The organism is Acidovorax sp. NPDC077693 (genome assembly GCF_044542805.1).
Taxonomy (GTDB): Bacteria; Pseudomonadota; Gammaproteobacteria; order Burkholderiales; family Burkholderiaceae_C; genus Acidovorax.
In genome coordinates this window covers 1-15,322 of sequence record NZ_JBITVD010000004.1, presented here as the reverse complement: position 1 = coordinate 15,322, position 15,322 = coordinate 1, and the positions used below count along the sequence as shown (strand labels likewise).

The window sequence follows — 15,322 nt, the reverse complement described above, 5'->3', positions numbered from 1 at the left end:
GACAGAGAGGGCGGAAAAGGCATTGCCAAGCACTAGCCCGTGAACCAGCGCAGCGGCGCCAGCACCGTCTGCGGAAAGATCACCATGATGAACATCACCGCGAACTCGGTCGCCATGAAGGGCAGCACGCCGCGCGTCACCTCGTCCATCTTCATGCGCCCCACGCCGGCCACCACGTTCAGGATGGTGCCCACCGGCGGCGTGACCAGGCCGATGGAGTTGTTGATGATGAACAGCACGCCGAAGTACACCGGGTCGATGCCCGCAGCCTTGATCACAGGCATCAGCACGGGGGTCAGGATGAGGATGGTGGGCGTCATGTCCATGGCCGTGCCCACCAGCATCACCAGCACCATGATCGCGATCAGCAGCAAGGTCTGGTTGCCCATGAAGGGTTTGAGCAGCTCCACCATCTGCGCAGGCAGGTTGGCCACGGTGATGAGCCACGACGACACCATGGCCGCCGCCACGAGGAACATCACCACCGCCGTGGTCTTGGCCGCGGTGGTGAAGATGGGCAGCAGCGCGCGCAGCGGCAGCTCGCGGTAGATCACGCTGGCCACGAACAGCGAATACACCGCCGCGACCACCGCGGCCTCGGTCGGCGTGAACACGCCCATGCGCAGGCCCACGAGGATGAACACCGGCAAGGTCAGCGCCCACACCGACTCCCGCGCGGTGCGCCAGACTTCGGCTGCAGTCTTCTTCTCCGGCATGGCCAGCACTTCTTTGCGGCCCACCCACCACCAGGTCACCGCCAGGCCTACGCCGATCATTATGCCGGGCACGATGCCCGCGATGAACAGCTTGCTGATCGACACGTTGGCCGCCACGCCGAAGATCACGAAACCGATGCTCGGCGGAATGATGGGCCCGATGACGCCCGACGCCGCGATCAGCCCGCCCGAAACCTCCTTCTTGTGCCCGGCCTTGACCATCATCGGCAGCAGCAGCGCCGTGAGTGCCGCCGCATCGGCCACGGCCGAGCCCGACAGCGACGACAGCAGGCAGGCGGCCAGGATCACCACATAGCCCAGGCCGCCCTTCACATGCCCCACCAGCGCCAGCGCGAAGTTGACGATGCGTTGCGACAGCCCGCCCACGTTCATGATCTCGCCGGCCAGCATGAAGAAGGGCACGGCCAGCAGCGGAAAGCTGTCGGCGCCATTGATGAAGTTCTGCGCCAGGATCTGCGCGTCGAACAGATCGAGCTGCCACATCAGCGCGACGCCGGCGGCCAGCAGCGCATAGGCGATGGGGATGCCCAGGGCCATGGTCCCGATGAGGGCCCCCAGAAAAATCAGCACGGTCATGTGTTGTCTCCGTTATTTTTGATGTGCCATCTGTGAATGCATGCATGCATGCATTCATGCGTGCGTGCTTGCCTATTGGCCGCGTTGCTTCGGCGTCTGGCCCAGCGCCCGCGCGGCCGCGTCTTCGCGCGCCAGCTCGGCCTGCAGGGCTTCGAGCTCGGCCTGCTCTTCGGACTCCTTGACCATCACCAGTTCGTCCTCGCTCGCCTTGCCGGTCAGCACGCGCAGCAGTTGCAGCGTCAGCAGAAAGCCGGCGCACACCGAGAACACCACGCCCGAGGCATAGAAGATGGCCATCGATGCGCCGGTGACCGGGGCCTCCACATCCCAGTTGATCTTCATCTGCTGCCAGCTGCCGTCGAAGAACAGCCAGGTGATGTAGAGCATCAGCACGTGGCCCAGCGCCATGCAGGCTTTCTTGCCGCGCACCGACAGGCGCGACACCAGCATGTCGGTGCCCAGGTGCGCGTTCTCCTTGATGGCCGCCACCGCCCCCAGGAAGGTGATCCACACGAAGAGCCAGCGCGACAGCTCCTCGCTGACGGCGATGCCGGAGTTGAAGACGTAGCGCAGCACCACGTTGCCGAACACCAGCACCACCATGGCGGCCAGCGCCAGCGCGATGAGAAGGTTGATGGCCCGGACGTAGCGGTCGATGACAGTGTTGAGCATGAGGTTGTCTCCGTGGATGGCGGGGTCGGCCGGTCTCGCGTTGTTTCAAAGGCTCAGAGCGCCGCGCCCTGCAGCAGCCCGCGCGCGGCCAGGTTGGCGATGAAGGCGCGCAGGCCAAAGCGCCAGGGCGGCGCCGTCTCGCTGTGCGTCACGGTGTTGTGCAGCGCGCCCAGCCAGGCGCTCTGGATCGTGACCACGTCGCCCAGCTTGTGGGTGAAGCCGCCGCCGGGCTGGTCGCGGTCTTCGATGGGCGCGAACAGCGTGCCCAAAAAAAGCATGAAGCCGTCCGGGTACTGGTGCGCGGCCAGCGTCTGGGCCACCAGGTCGGCCGGGTCGCGGCTGATGCTGGCCATGGTGTTGATGCCCCGCAAAGTGAAGCCGTCGGTGCCCGCCACGCGCAGGTGCACGGTCTCGGTGCGCACCTGGTCCAGCCCGAAGCCTGCGTCGAACAGCCGGATGAAGGGGCCGATGGCGCACGAGGCGTTGTTGTCCTTGGCCTTGCCCAGCAGCAGCGCGCTGCGGCCCTCGATGTCGCGCAGGTTCACGTCGTTGCCCAGCGTGGCGCCCACGATGGCGCCACGGCTGTTGACGGCCAGCACCACCTCGGGCTCGGGGTTGTTCCAGGCCGAATCGGCGCGGATGCCGATCTCCTCGCCCGTGCCCACCGCTGCGAGCACCGGCGCCTTGGTGAAGACCTCGGCGTCGGGGCCGATGCCGACTTCGAGGTACTGCGACCACAGGCCTTTGTCCTGCAGCAGTGCCTTCAGGGCCATCGCCTGCTCGGAGCCGGGGCGGATGTCTGCCAGGCTCTCGCCGATGAGCCCCACCACCTGGCTGCGCAGGCCCTGGGCACGGGCCGCGTCGCCGCGGGCCTGCTCTTCAATGACGCGCTCGATCAGGCTGGCCGCAAAGGTCACGCCGGCGGCCTTGACCACCTGCAGGTCGCAGGGGGCGAGCAGCCAGGGCAGGGCTGCGTCGCGCACGCCATGCTGGCCGGCTTGGCCGGTGTGGCTGTTGGCCAGCAGGTCATCCACGCTGCACAGGTACTGGCCGGGGGCTGCTCGCGCTGCCTCTGCGGGTGAGGGGGTGTCGAGCAGCGTGCTCATGGTGGGGTAGTGGCGGCTCAGGTCGAACACGCCATCAGTGCGCAGCGCCACCACCGCCGGGCCGGGCACAGCGCCAGGCACCCAGGCACGGCCGACCAGGGTGCCAGCCAGGCCGTCTTCGGGGAGGATGTCGCGGGGCAGGGCCGCAGCTTGCGCTCCCCTTTGTGGGAGGGGGGATGCAGAGGTGTCGCTCATGGAAATTCCTTGGAGGAGAGTTCGGGTTCTGGGCTCGGGGTGTTCGTTGCGGCGGCTCGGTGGTGGGTGCTGTCAGCCCTCCGACATGCCATCCCTGCATCACCCCATCCGTTCACGTTGAGCTTGTCGAAACGCTGCGCAAGGCTTCGACAAGCTCAGCCCGAAGGGAGGGCACGGGCCACGCATCGCCCACCCCATCAATGGTTGTGCCGCGGCGTGTGTTCCGAAATCCGCCGGTAGTCCAGCGCAAAGTCGAGCGTCGCCCCATCCACCAGCTGCCCGGTCTTCTCGCGGTAAAGTGCCTCCCACGGCGACTGGCTCCTGGGGATGGGCGGCGTGGGCAGCTCGCGGCGGCGGCGCTCGACCTCTTCGGGCGCCACCAGCGCGTCGCAGCGGCCCGTGTTCAGGTCGATGCGAATCGTGTCGCCGCTGAGCAGCCATGAGAGGCCGCCGCCCACCGCGCTTTCGGGTGAGACATTCAGGATCGACGGGCTGTCGGCCGTGCCCGACTGGCGTCCATCGCCCAGCGTGGGCAGGGTGTTGATGCCGCGGCGGATCAGTGCGTCGGGCGGCTGCATGTTGACCACCTCGGCCGAGCCCGGCCAGCCGATGGGACCCGCGCCGCGCATCACCAGGATGCAGCCTTCGTCGATGCCGAGCGACGGGTCGTTGATGCGCGCGTGGTAGTCATCGGCCCCTTCGAACACCACGGCGCGCGCTTCGAAGATGCCCTCTGAGCCTGGCGTGTTCAGGTAGCGCTGGCGGAAGGCTTCGGAGATCACCGAGGTCTTCAGGATGCCGAAGTCGAAGAGGTTGCCGTGCAGCACCAAAAAGCCGGCTTTTTCCATCAACGGTGCGTTGAAGGGGAAGATCACCTCGCGGTCGCGCGTCTCGCGGCCCTGCAGGTTGTGGGCCAGGGGCTTGCCGGTCACGCTCAAGGCATCTGCATGCAGGCGGCCGGCCTGCTGCAGCTCCCACATCAGCGCCGGCACACCGCCTGCGCGGAAGAAGCGCTCGCCCAGGTATTTGCCGGCGGGCTGCATGTTCAGCAGCAGGGGCAGGTCGTAGGCATGCTGCGTCCAGTCCTCGGGGCGCAGGTCCACGCCCGCGTGGCGGGCCATGGCCATGATGTGCACTTGCGCGTTGCTGCTACCCCCGGCCACGCTGACCACGGCCAGCGCGTTGAGAAAACTCTCGCGGGTGAGGATGCGTGAAGGGCGCAGGTCCTCGAAGGCCATGTCCACGATGCGCCGCCCGGTCTCGTACGCCATCTGCCCGCGTTCGCGGTAGGGGGCCGGAATGGCGGCGCAGCCCGGCAGCGACAGGCCCAGCGCCTCGGCCACCGCATTCATGGTCGATGCGGTGCCCATGGTGTTGCAGTGGCCGGCCGACGGCGCGCTGCTGCAGGCGCGCTGCAAAAATTCTTCTTCGTCGATGTCGCCCGCGGCCAGCTGGCGGCGGCTGCGCCAGATCACGGTGCCCGAGCCCACCAGTTCGCCGTCGTGCCAGCCATCGAGCATGGGGCCGCCCGAGAGCACGATGGCCGGGATGTCCACGGTGGACGCCGCCATGATGCCGGCCGGCGTCGTCTTGTCGCAGCCGGTGGTCAGCACCACTGCGTCGATGGGGTAGCCGTACAGGATCTCCACCAGCCCCAGGTAGGCCAGGTTGCGGTCGAGCGCAGCCGTGGGGCGTCGGCAGTTCTCGAAGATGGGGTGCACCGGAAACTCCATCGGGATGCCCCCGGCGTCGCGGATGCCCTCGCGCACGCGCCGCGCCAGGTCCACATGGATGCGGTTGCAGGGCGACAGGTCGCTGCCGGTCTGCGCGATGCCGATGATGGGGCGGCCCGAGCGCAGTTCTTCGGGCGTGAGCCCGTAGTTCATGAAGCGTTCGAGGTAGAGCGCGGTCATGTCCGAGCGTGCGGGGTCGGCAAACCATTCTCGGGAGCGGAAGGGGCGGCGGGGTGTTTTGGTCATGGATCGCGGTGTGTCAGCAGGAGGGACGGGCGCTGCGCCAGGGGGGCATGTGTGAGGTCGAACCACCAAACCGTTCGGGCTGAGCCCGTAGAAGCCTTGCGCGGCGCGTCGATCAGACCCAGCCCGTTCGGGCTGAGCCCGTCGAAGCCTTGCGCAGCGCTTCGACAGCCCTCAGAGAACGGTGGGGCGGAGCAGAAAATTACTTCCCGCCCCGCACCTTGGCGAGTTCCGCGTTCATCTCGCCAGTGGTCTCCTCACCGAATTCCTTGGCGTACTTGGCCAGCACCGGCTGCAGCTTGGCGCGCATCTTGGCCTGCTCGGCGGGTGCGAGTTCGGTCACCTGCATGCCTGCCTTCTTCAACTCGCCCAGTGCCGTCTCGCTGAACGCGCGGATGGTCTTGCGCTCGAACAGGGTGGCTTCGCGCGCGGCGTCTTGCACGATCTTTTGCTCCTGCGCCGACAGGCCGTCCCAGGTCTTCTTGGACATCAGCAGCACCCAGGCGCTGTACATGTGGCGCGACAGCACCAGGTGCTTTTGCACCTCATAGAACTTGCTCGACAAGATGGTGGCGGGCGGGTTCTCCTGGCCGTCCACGGCGGCCTGCTCCATGGCCGAGTACAGCTCGGTGAAGGGCATGGGCGTGGCGTTGGCGCCCAGGGCGTTGAAGGTGTCGAGGAACAGCGGGCTCTGGATCACGCGCAGCTTCAGGCCTGCCAGGTCTTCCGCCTTGGTGATGGGGCGGCGCGAGTTCGTCACGTGCCTGAATCCGTTCTCCCAGAAGCCCAGGCCCACCAGGCCCTTTTCGGGCAGCTTGGCCAGCAGCTTCTGGCCGAACGGGCCGTCGAGCACCGCGTCGGCTTCTTGCTCGTTGTTGAAGGTGAGCGGCAGGTTCAGCACGCCAAACGGCTTGATCAGCGCCATCAGCGTGGAGCTGTCGGGCACCGTCATCTCCAGCGTGCCGCCGCGCAGTGCCGAGGTCATGCTCACGTCGTTGCCCAGCGAGCCGCTGGCGTACAACTTGGCCACCAGCTTGCCGCCGCTTTTGGCCGAGAGCTGCTCGGCAAAGTGCTTGACGGCCTGCGCCTGGGGGTGGTCGTCGTTCAGGCCGATGCCGACCTTGAACACATGGTCCTTGATCTGCGCCGACACAGGTGCAGCCATGGCGGCCAGCAATGCAGCGGCCAGGGCGAGTGATTTGAATTGCATGGTGTTTGTCTCCGAATATGGAATGGCTGGGGCACGGTGGGGCACGGCCCAAAGACGGTCCACCGGCGCCATCGGGTCTCTACAGGACCCTCCCGACGCAGGCGAGAGATTAGGTTTGGCTGGGCGCCGGGTCCACTCACTTTTTTGCTAGCATCCATTCCAAATGCTGATGACTTGCCGTGGCCTCCACCCCTGTTTCGGGTAAACCCCTGTCGATGGCGCAGGCCTGCGCGCGGCTGCGCTTTCGGCACCTGCAGTTCCTGGACATTCTGGGCCAGACGCGCAACCTGCGCCTGACGGCCGAGCAGATGCACATCACGCAGCCGGCGGCCACCAAGATCCTGATGGACATCGAGGAGATCCTGGAATCGCGGCTCTTCGATCGCCTGTCGCGCGGCATGCGGCCCAACGAGCTGGGGCTGTTCACACTGCGCTACGCGGCCAGCGCGCTCGCCGGCCACCGCAAGTTCGTCGATGAATTCAACGCTCTCAAGGAGGGCGGCCACGGCCACCTGACGATCGGCGCCATCACAGGATCGGCCGCGCATGTGCTGACGGCGTCGGTGGCCGAGATCCAGCGCCTGCGCCCGCTGCTGGTGCTCAAGGTGCTGGAGCAAAGCAGCGACCAGTTGATCGTGTGGCTGGCCGAGCGCAAGATCGACCTGATGATCGGCCGCTTCACCGACGAGGCGCAGCGCGCGCAATTCCACTACGAACGCCTGTCCAACGAGCCGTTGCTGGTGGTGGGCGGCCTGCACCACCCCCTGCGCGGCGCGCGCGACCTGGACATGGCGGAGCTGTCGCACTGGCCGTGGATCCTGTACCCCGCGTCCACCGCGGTGCGCAGGGTGTCGGACGATATCTTCGGGCAGAGCGGCCTGGCGCTCAGCTCGGGCGTGGTGGAGACCCCGTCGTTCCTGTTTGCGCTCCAGATGATGCAGACCACCGACATGCTGTCGCTGCAGCCCCAGGCGCTGGTGGAGCGGTACATCGCCAAGGGCCTGCTGGCCCGCATCCCCGTGGACCTGCCCGACCGCATGCCCGACTACGGCCTCATCACCCGGCTGGGAGAGTCGCCCACGCCTGCGATGCAGGCCTTCACCGACGTGCTGCGCGAGGTGGCAAGCCCTGCCGCCGATGGGCCCTGACCGGCCTGGCTGTGGGCGCCGTGGGCACTCGGCTATCGATAACCAAAGGTTATCGAAAATGCCTTGCAGCCGCGCCCGCCCGCCCGGGCCGTTATGCTCTGCGCCCTTTCCCCGAATCTTCTGCAAGCCTTCTCTCCATGCAAGACACCCCTGACACGCCCGACACCATCCAGGAACCGCGCCGTTGGTCCGACGGCCAATGGACCGCGCAGGTCATCAAGAACGAGGATGACGACGGCTGGGCGGTGTCCATGACGCTCAAGGGCGAGACCGAGCCCGCGCTGGTCGGCCCCTGGACCATGGGGCGCGACAAGAAGAACCCCAAGCCGCTCGACGTCTCGGCCTTCCACACCCTGGTCAAGACCGCCAGCGAGGTGCTGCGCCGCCATGAGCAGCAGTTGCATGCGCAGCTCAACAAGAACGTGTCGGTCACCGTCAACGGCCAGCGGCTGAAGGTGGCCCTGGCCATCGTGCCCGACGAAGAAGGCGCCACGGCCACGCTGAGTGCCCAGGACGATCTGGGTGAAGAACTGGCGCGGGTGCCGGCGCCGCCCACCTTCAAGCTCACCCCCGCCAGCGCCACGGCCTGGGTGGAGGGCGGTTTCGAGAAGCCGCGCTGACGGGTTGATGTGCCTCAACGGTGGCGGCAGGGCCATCGCGCAGGCGACTGCAGGGCACCAGGGTTTCCCCTAGAATCCGTGCGCCGGGCGGGATGTCTTCTGCCCGGCAGCGTTCTCAGGGCGGGGCGAAATTCCCCACCGGCGGTATCTGCAGGCAGATGTCTTTGCATCTGCACTGCAGCAGCCCGCGAGCGCCCGGGCCGTGCCAGCAGTGGCGGCGGCCCGGGGTCAGCAGATCTGGTGAGATGCCAGAGCCGACGGTCACAGTCCGGATGAAAGAGATCGCGAAACCAGGGGCCGCCCGCAGGGGTGGCGCCGTATGCGTGCTGGGTGCAGCGTGTCTGTTTTTTGTGTCCGCGGGGTGGTGATGCGTCACGGCCCTGGGGTCCGGCTGACACTGCGGCACCGGTGCGCGCGGCGCCATCCAAGCACGGCAGTCCTGTTCGCGCGCCCTGATTCTGGCAATCCTTTCCTCGCTTTTGAGATAAGTCCATGAATCAGTCCATTCCTTCCCAGACAGCCATCTCCGCCGCCACGGCGCGCCGCAGCGAACGCGTCGCGATCATCTGCGCCGGCTGGCACCGGGACATCGTCCACCAGTCGCGCGATGCCGCGATCGCCGAGTTCGGCCGCAACGGGCTGCCCGCCGGGCAGATCGAGCAGTTCGAAGTGCCCGGCGCCTTCGAGATCCCGCTCCTGGCCAAGCGCCTGGCGCAAAGCGGCCGCTACGACGCCATTGTGGCCTGTGCGCTGGTGGTCAACGGCGGCATTTACCGCCACGAATTCGTGACCACCGCCGTCATCGACGGCCTGATGCGCGTGCAGCTCGACACCGAGGTACCCGTGATGTCCGCCGTGCTCACGCCGCGCGACTTCCACGAGCACGAAGACCACCTCAAGTTCTTCCGCGAACACTTCGTGAAAAAGGGCACCGAAGTGGCCGACGCTTGCCTGCGCACCATGGCGCAGTACAAGGCGCTGGAGCCTGCGCACGGGGACTGAAAAACCCCAACCCTCTGTGGCGCCCGGGCGTGCTGGCACGCGAGCATCGGTTGCTATAAAAAATATAGCTATCAGCGCTTGATGCGCGAGCGGTCGCAGTCGATTGGTTTGAATGTCGACTGCACGCCAGGGCTCTCAGGCTGCAGCCAGCCGTGGCACGCCCCCTACCCGTACTCCGGCGCCTACGTGCTGCTCGCCCGGCGACAGGCGAAACACCCCCACCGCGTCCACCAGTTGCTGCGCCTGCACCTTGAGGCTGTCGGCCGCTGCGGCGCTTTGCTCCACCAGCGCCGCGTTTTGCTGCGTGGCCTGGTCCATCTGCATCACCGCCTCGCCCACCTGGGCCACGCCCGCGCTCTGCTCGCTGCTGGCGGCGCTGATCTCGCCCACGATGTCGGTCACCCGGCGGATCGACGCCACCACCTCGGTCATCGTGGCGCCGGCCTTGTCGACCAACGCGGTGCCTTGCTCTACCCGCTGCACGCTGGTGTGGATCAGGCTCTTGATCTCCTTGGCCGCGGCGGCACTGCGCCCGGCCAGGCTGCGCACCTCGCTGGCCACCACGGCAAAGCCGCGGCCCTGGTCGCCTGCGCGGGCGGCCTCCACCGCGGCATTCAAAGCCAGGATGTTGGTCTGAAAGGCAATGCCGTCGATCACGCTGATGATGTCGGCGATCTTCTTGCTGCTGTCGTTGATGCCCTTCATGGTGCTCACCACCTCGGCCACCACGTCGCCGCCCTGCACGGCCACGGTGGATGCACTCACGGCCAGCTGGTTGGCCTGGCGGGCGTTGTCGGCGTTGGCCTGCACGGTAGAGCTGAGCTCCTCCATCGATGCCGAGGTTTCCTCCAGCGCGCTGGCCTGCTGCTCGGTGCGGGCCGACAGGTCGTTGTTGCCCTGCGCGATCTCGGTGCTGGCGGCGGCCACGTTGTCGGCGTTGTGGCGCACATGGCTCACCACGCCGGACAGGCTCAGCTGCATGGCGTGCAGCGCGTTCTGCAGCAGCGCGATCTCGTCCTTGCCGCGCACGGGCTGGGCCACGGTCAGGTCGCCGCTGGCCACGGCCTGCGACACCCGCACGGCGTTGTCCAGCGGGTTCACCACTGTGCGGCTGAACGCCACCGCGCCGGCCATGCCCAGCGCACACACTACCAGCATCACCACCAGGCTGATGGTGGTGGCCTGCCGGGCCGCGCCGGCTGCACCTGCCGCCACCTCGCTGCTGGCCTTGGCGATCAGGTCACCGGCCTGGTCCAGCAGCTGCGATGGCTCGCGGTCCATGCCCTGCACGGCCTTGTCGCCGGTCTCGGCATCGTGGCCGGCAGCCTTGAACGCCTCGAAACCCTTGCGATAGGCCACCCCCATGCGCTCATGCGCCTGGGCGAACTGCGCCACCCGGTCGCGCCCCGCGCCTGCGGGCAGGCTGGCCACCAGCTTCTGTGCACCGTCCTTGATGGCCTTCTCCTGTTTTTCAAACGCGGCCCAGTAGCGGTTGAGTTGCGCTGGGTCCTTGCCGCGCAGCAGCACGTTCTTCCACTCCTGCACCTGCACCTTGAAGTCGCTGAGCATGGCGGAGGCCAGCCGCTCATGCTCGAAGCTCTGCGCCACCGTGGTCTGGTAGGTGTGCAGCGCCTGGTTCAGGCGGCTGATGCCGAACAGCGCCGCCGCGAACAGCAGCAGCAATGCTGCGGTAAAAGCGAGGGGGAGCTTGAGACTGAGCTTCATGGCGGACTCCTGAGGTTCCACTACAACGGCGCCATCGCACAACGCATCGGGCGCGGAGATGCAAGCTGCAAAGTCTCTGCAAGCCCGCCAGAGCTAACGCACAGCGAGTGAGACTTCTGCAGACATTATGGGCGTGTGTAAGTTTTTGTGTGCGGATTTGGCGCCGTGGCCGGCGAGGAAACGCTGCACCGCAGTAAGATGCCGCCCGCGGTGCAAGCCGCGCCCGGGCCCGCGGGAAGGGTTGAACCCACTTGCCACTCCTGGAGCACTCTGCGTGTTCCGTGCCGAGCTGACCTTTCTTTTCATCCTTTGTGCTGCCGGAGTTGCGGGCCGTCGGCGATCCATGCACGGAGGTTCTCGTGAAACGCATTCCCCCTCGGCCTGACCTGGGCCATCTCAAGAAACAAGCCAAGGACCTGCTGGCTGGCTACCGCAGCGGCGAACCCGAGGCGCTGGCGCGCTTTCGCAACGCGCTGCCTTCCGCCGCAGGCCTGGGCGATGCCGCCATCGCAGCCCTGGGCCTCAGGCTGCACGACGCGCAGTCGTGCCTGGCGCGCGAGCATGGCTTTGCGTCGTGGGTCGACTTTCAGGGCTTTGTGCTGGCACGGCGTGCGCTGGTGGATGACCCGGAGCGCGCCACCCTGCAATGGCTGCGGCTGGTCTACGCCGGCGACATTGCAGGCGGCAACCACAGCGCCCGGCCCCGGCTGGCCGAACGGCTGTGGGCCGATGGCGCCATCCCGCAGGACGAAGGCCCGTGGCTGGCCTGTGCCGTGGGCGATGAGGCGCGCATGCGCCAGGCCATTGCGCAAGACCCGGGCTGGGTGCACCGCGCTGGCGGGCCCTTGCAGCTGCCGCCGCTGCTGGCCGTGGCGCATTCCAGCTTGGCGCGGCTGCCGGCGTTTGCGGACCGCCTGCAGGCCTGCGTGGCCCTGCTGCTGCAAGCAGGTGCCGATGCCAACCAGCGGGTGGGCAGCCGCTGGCCCCCCGCGTCGCTGGCAGCGCCCGATGCAACGCACCCGCTGTCGGCGCTGTATGGCGCAGCGGGGCAGAACCAGCATGCCGGCATGGCGCGTCTGCTTCTGGACGCGGGCGCCGACCCCAACGATGGCGAGTCGCTGTACCACGCGCTGGGCAGCCTGGACTGCACGCGCATGCTGCTGGAGGCGGGCGCGCGGGTGCAGGGCACGAACGCGGTGTACAGAGTGCTCGACATGGACGACCTGCTTGCGCTGCAACTGCTCCTGGCGCACGGGGCGGATGCAAACGAGCCCTTGGGCCAGGACGGCGGGCCCGCCCCCCACAACGCGCCCCTGCTGTGGGCCCTGCGGCGGCGGCGATCGCTCGCACACGTGCAGGCGTTGGTGGCCGCAGGTGCCGACCCCGCCATGCGCACCGCCGACGGCACGGCGGCGCACATCCAGGCCCTGCGGTATGGGCTGCCGGCCGTGGCGGCGTTTCTGCGCACCGCGGCGGGCGGGGGCGAGGTGCCTGCCGACGAGCAGTTCATCGCCGCCTGCGCCGAGGCCGACGAGGCACGGGCGCGCACGCTGCTGGCCGCTCAGCCTGGGCTGGTGCATGCGCTGTCGCCGCCCCAGCAGCGCCTGCTGCCCGAGCTGGCTGCCCAGGCGGACTGCGGCGCTGCCGTGCGGCTGATGGTGCGCCTGGGCTGGCCCATCGACGCGAAGGGTGGCGACTGGGACGGCACCGCGCTGCACCTGGCCATCTTTCGGGGCGACGCGGCGCTGACCCGTTTCCTGCTGGAGCACGGCGCGCGCTGGCAGGCCACGCATGGCTTTGAGGACAACGCTTGCGGCGCGTTGTCGTGGGGTTCCATCAACACGCCCGAGCCCGGTGGCGACTGGGTGGGCTGTGCGCAGGCGTTGCTGGACCATGGCCTGCCGCCGGCAGCGCTTGATCCGAAGGGGTCCGAGGCGGTGCTGCTGGATGGGCGGCTGATGCGGTTCTCGGACGAGGTGACGGAGTGCTTGCTGGAGGCTGCTGCACCGCTGGTGTGAGGCGAAACGCGTTCACCTCTATCCGACCACATCCCACCGTTCACGCTGAGCCCCTCGAAGCGCCGCGTGAGGTTTCGACGGGCCTGTCCTGAGCCCGTCGAAGGGCTCAGCCCGAACGGTTGAGGGAGGTTCGAGCCGATCAAGGACTACGACCAGCCGATCATCCGTTACGACGGGAAAGTAGCAGCAGAAAAAGCAACGCCCCGCATCGAGTGAGGCGGGGCGTCGCGGATGATTGATCACGGATCACGGATCACGGATCACGGATCACGGATCACGTCGGTCAGCGAGTGGCTACACCACGCCCGTCGCCCGCAGTGCTGCAACACGCTCGGCACTGATCCCCATCTCGGCAAGCACCTCGTCCGTGTGCTGCCCCAGCGCCGGCGGCGCATTGCGCAGCACCGGCGGCGTGGCCGACAGGCGCAGCGGGCTGGCCACGCCGGTGATCTGCTGCACGCCGTCGGTGGCGGCCTCGCCGTCCTTCCAGCGCGGCAGCGTCACCGCCAGGCCGCGCGCTTTGACCTGCGCATCGTCGAACGCCTGCGCAATGGTGTTGATGGGGCCGCAGGGCACGGCCTTGTCTTCCAGCAGCGCGATCCAGTCGGCGGTGGTGCGCGTGCGCGTCACGGCCTCCATGGCGGGGATCAGGTCGGTGCGGTGCTTCACGCGCAGCGTGTTGGTGGCAAAGCGCGGGTCGGTGCCCCACTGGGGCTGGCCGGCCGCGGCGCAAAAGCGCTGGAACTGCCCGTCGTTGCCGATGGCCAGCAGCATGTTGCCGTCGGCGGTCGCAAAGTCCTGGTAGGGCGCGAGGCTCGGGTGGCTGTTGCCCATGCGCTCGGGGGCCTTGCCGGTGGCAAGGAAGCCCGAAGCCTGGTTGGCCAGCACGGCCATGCCCACGTCCAGCAGCGCCATGTCGATGTGCTGGCCCTGGCCCGTTCCGCTCACGGCGTTGTCGCGCACATGCAGCGCGGCCAGGATGGCGTTGCTGGCGTACAGGCCGGTGAACAGGTCGATCACGGCCACGCCCACGCGCATGGGGCCGCCGCCGGGTTGGCTGTCGGCCTGGCCGGTGACGCTCATCAGGCCCGTCATCGCCTGCACCATCAGGTCGTAGCCCGCGCGCTCGGCGTACGGGCCGTCCTGCCCGAAGCCGGTGACCGAGCAGTAGATGAGCCGCGGGTTCAGCGCGCGCAGGCTCTCGTGGTCCAGGCCGTATTGCTTCAGGCCGCCGACCTTGAAGTTCTCGACCACGATGTCGGCCTCTTGCGCCATCTGCCGGATCAGCGCCTGCCCGTCGGGAGAGGCCATGTCGATGGTGACCGAGCGCTTGTTGCGGTTGCAGGCGGTGTAGTAGCTCGCCTGGTTCGTGTCGTTGCCCTCGGCGTCCTTCAAGAAGGGCGGGCCCCACTGGCGCGTGTCGTCGCCCACGCCGGGGCGCTCCACCTTCACCACGTCCGCCCCCAGGTCGGCCAGCACCTGCGTGCACCAGGGGCCCGCGAGCACGCGGGAGAGGTCGAGGACCTTGATGCCGGCCAGGGCGCCTTGGGGTGAGGAGGGTGTGGTCATGGTGTTGTTACTATGAAATTGATAGCTGGTGGCGCTTTTCTGGCAAGCGGTGGAGGCCTTTTATGCCTCAAGATACGTGCTCGGGGCGCGTTGCAGACTCACTCTCCCTCGTGGACGAAGGGTTGGGGAGAGGGGGCGGCGCAGGCATGGCGCAGCCGCAGACCCCTCTCCCCCGGCCCCTCTCCCGCAAGGGGAGAGGGGAGTGTCGACACAACACCGCGCCCGATAGGCTCCCGTATTCGCTCCCTCTCCCCTCGCGGGAGAGGGTTGGGGAGAGGGGGTGGCACAGGGCTAGGCGCACGCCGCAGACCCCTCTCCCCCGGCCCCTCTCCCGCAAGGGGAGAGGGGAGTGTCGACACAGCACCGCGCCCCATAGGCCCCCAGGATTCGCTCCCTCTCCCCTCGCGGGAGAGGGCTGGGGAGAGGGGGTGATCAAGCACAACGCATGCGCCGCTACGCTCCCTCCCCCAGCCCCTCTCCCACAAGGTCAGAGGGGAGTTTCACGTCTCAGTTCGAGAACGCCGCAATCCCCGTCTGCGCACGGCCCAGGATCAGCGCGTGCACATCGTGCGTGCCTTCATACGTGTTCACCACTTCCAGGTTCACCAGGTGGCGCGCCACGCCGAACTCGTCGCTGATGCCGTTGCCGCCCATCATGTCGCGCGCCAGGCGGGCGATGTCCAGGGCCTTGCCGCAGCTGTTGCGCTTGATGATGGAGGTGCCTTCCACGCTGGCCGTGCCCGCGTCCTTCATGCGGCCGAACTGCAG

Annotated in this window: 12 protein-coding genes and 1 riboswitch; of the genes, 4 read left to right on the top strand and 8 right to left on the bottom strand. The window is 67.8% G+C overall.

The features are described from left to right. Nucleotides 1-32 precede the first annotated feature (32 nt). The 5 genes from ACIGHN_RS05960 to ACIGHN_RS05940 form a co-directional block, all read right to left on the bottom strand. Complete coding sequence (locus ACIGHN_RS05960) at nucleotides 33-1,313, bottom strand: TRAP transporter large permease subunit (RefSeq protein WP_396503609.1); 1,281 nt, start codon at nucleotides 1,311-1,313, stop codon at nucleotides 33-35. A 72-nt stretch (nucleotides 1,314-1,385) separates the two neighbouring features. Further along, a complete protein-coding gene (locus ACIGHN_RS05955; RefSeq protein ID WP_056412854.1) occupies nucleotides 1,386-1,985 on the bottom strand; it encodes a TRAP transporter small permease in 600 nt (199 codons plus the stop codon). A 53-nt stretch (nucleotides 1,986-2,038) separates the two neighbouring features. Beyond that, complete coding sequence (locus ACIGHN_RS05950) at nucleotides 2,039-3,286, bottom strand: fumarylacetoacetate hydrolase family protein (RefSeq protein ID WP_396503608.1); 1,248 nt, start codon at nucleotides 3,284-3,286, stop codon at nucleotides 2,039-2,041. Nucleotides 3,287-3,483: 197 nt separating this feature from the next. After that, nucleotides 3,484-5,265 (bottom strand): IlvD/Edd family dehydratase, encoded by a 1,782-nt coding sequence (locus ACIGHN_RS05945; RefSeq protein WP_396503607.1) that lies wholly within the window; start codon nucleotides 5,263-5,265, stop codon nucleotides 3,484-3,486. 199 nt (nucleotides 5,266-5,464) lie between these two features. After that, nucleotides 5,465-6,472 carry a TRAP transporter substrate-binding protein gene (locus ACIGHN_RS05940; protein ID WP_396503606.1) on the bottom strand — a complete coding sequence of 336 codons (1,008 nt, stop codon included), beginning with the start codon at nucleotides 6,470-6,472 and terminating at the stop codon, nucleotides 5,465-5,467. Between the two features lie 215 nt (nucleotides 6,473-6,687). Between ACIGHN_RS05940 and ACIGHN_RS05935 the strand changes: the two genes are divergently transcribed. The 3 genes from ACIGHN_RS05935 (at nucleotide 6,688) to ACIGHN_RS05925 (ending at nucleotide 9,242) form a co-directional block, all read left to right on the top strand. Next, nucleotides 6,688-7,620 (top strand): LysR substrate-binding domain-containing protein, encoded by a 933-nt coding sequence (locus ACIGHN_RS05935; protein WP_396503912.1) that lies wholly within the window; start codon nucleotides 6,688-6,690, stop codon nucleotides 7,618-7,620. A 137-nt stretch (nucleotides 7,621-7,757) separates the two neighbouring features. After that, complete coding sequence (locus ACIGHN_RS05930; RefSeq protein WP_396503605.1) at nucleotides 7,758-8,240, top strand: hypothetical protein; 483 nt, start codon at nucleotides 7,758-7,760, stop codon at nucleotides 8,238-8,240. A gap of 107 nt (nucleotides 8,241-8,347) precedes the next feature. Beyond that, nucleotides 8,348-8,528, top strand: a riboswitch (FMN riboswitch). 204 nt (nucleotides 8,529-8,732) lie between these two features. Beyond that, a complete protein-coding gene (locus tag ACIGHN_RS05925) occupies nucleotides 8,733-9,242 on the top strand; it encodes a 6,7-dimethyl-8-ribityllumazine synthase (RefSeq protein WP_056165209.1) in 510 nt (169 codons plus the stop codon). A 135-nt stretch (nucleotides 9,243-9,377) separates the two neighbouring features. Here ACIGHN_RS05925 and ACIGHN_RS05920 read toward each other — a convergent pair whose 3' ends face one another. Continuing rightward, nucleotides 9,378-10,967, bottom strand: coding sequence for a methyl-accepting chemotaxis protein (locus ACIGHN_RS05920; RefSeq protein ID WP_396503604.1), 1,590 nt, complete (start codon nucleotides 10,965-10,967; stop codon nucleotides 9,378-9,380). Nucleotides 10,968-11,326: 359 nt separating this feature from the next. Here ACIGHN_RS05920 and ACIGHN_RS05915 point away from each other — a divergent pair, with 359 nt between their 5' ends. After that, complete coding sequence (locus tag ACIGHN_RS05915) at nucleotides 11,327-12,985, top strand: hypothetical protein (protein ID WP_396503603.1); 1,659 nt, start codon at nucleotides 11,327-11,329, stop codon at nucleotides 12,983-12,985. Between the two features lie 294 nt (nucleotides 12,986-13,279). On the opposite strand, the gene ACIGHN_RS05910 is transcribed toward ACIGHN_RS05915, so the two are convergent. Then, nucleotides 13,280-14,554, bottom strand: a complete 1,275-nt coding sequence (locus tag ACIGHN_RS05910) for a CaiB/BaiF CoA transferase family protein (RefSeq protein WP_396503602.1) — start codon at nucleotides 14,552-14,554, stop codon at nucleotides 13,280-13,282. A gap of 507 nt (nucleotides 14,555-15,061) precedes the next feature. Further along, a partial coding sequence (locus ACIGHN_RS05905; RefSeq protein ID WP_396503601.1) for an acyl-CoA dehydrogenase family protein occupies nucleotides 15,062-15,322 on the bottom strand: 261 nt, incomplete at its 5' end.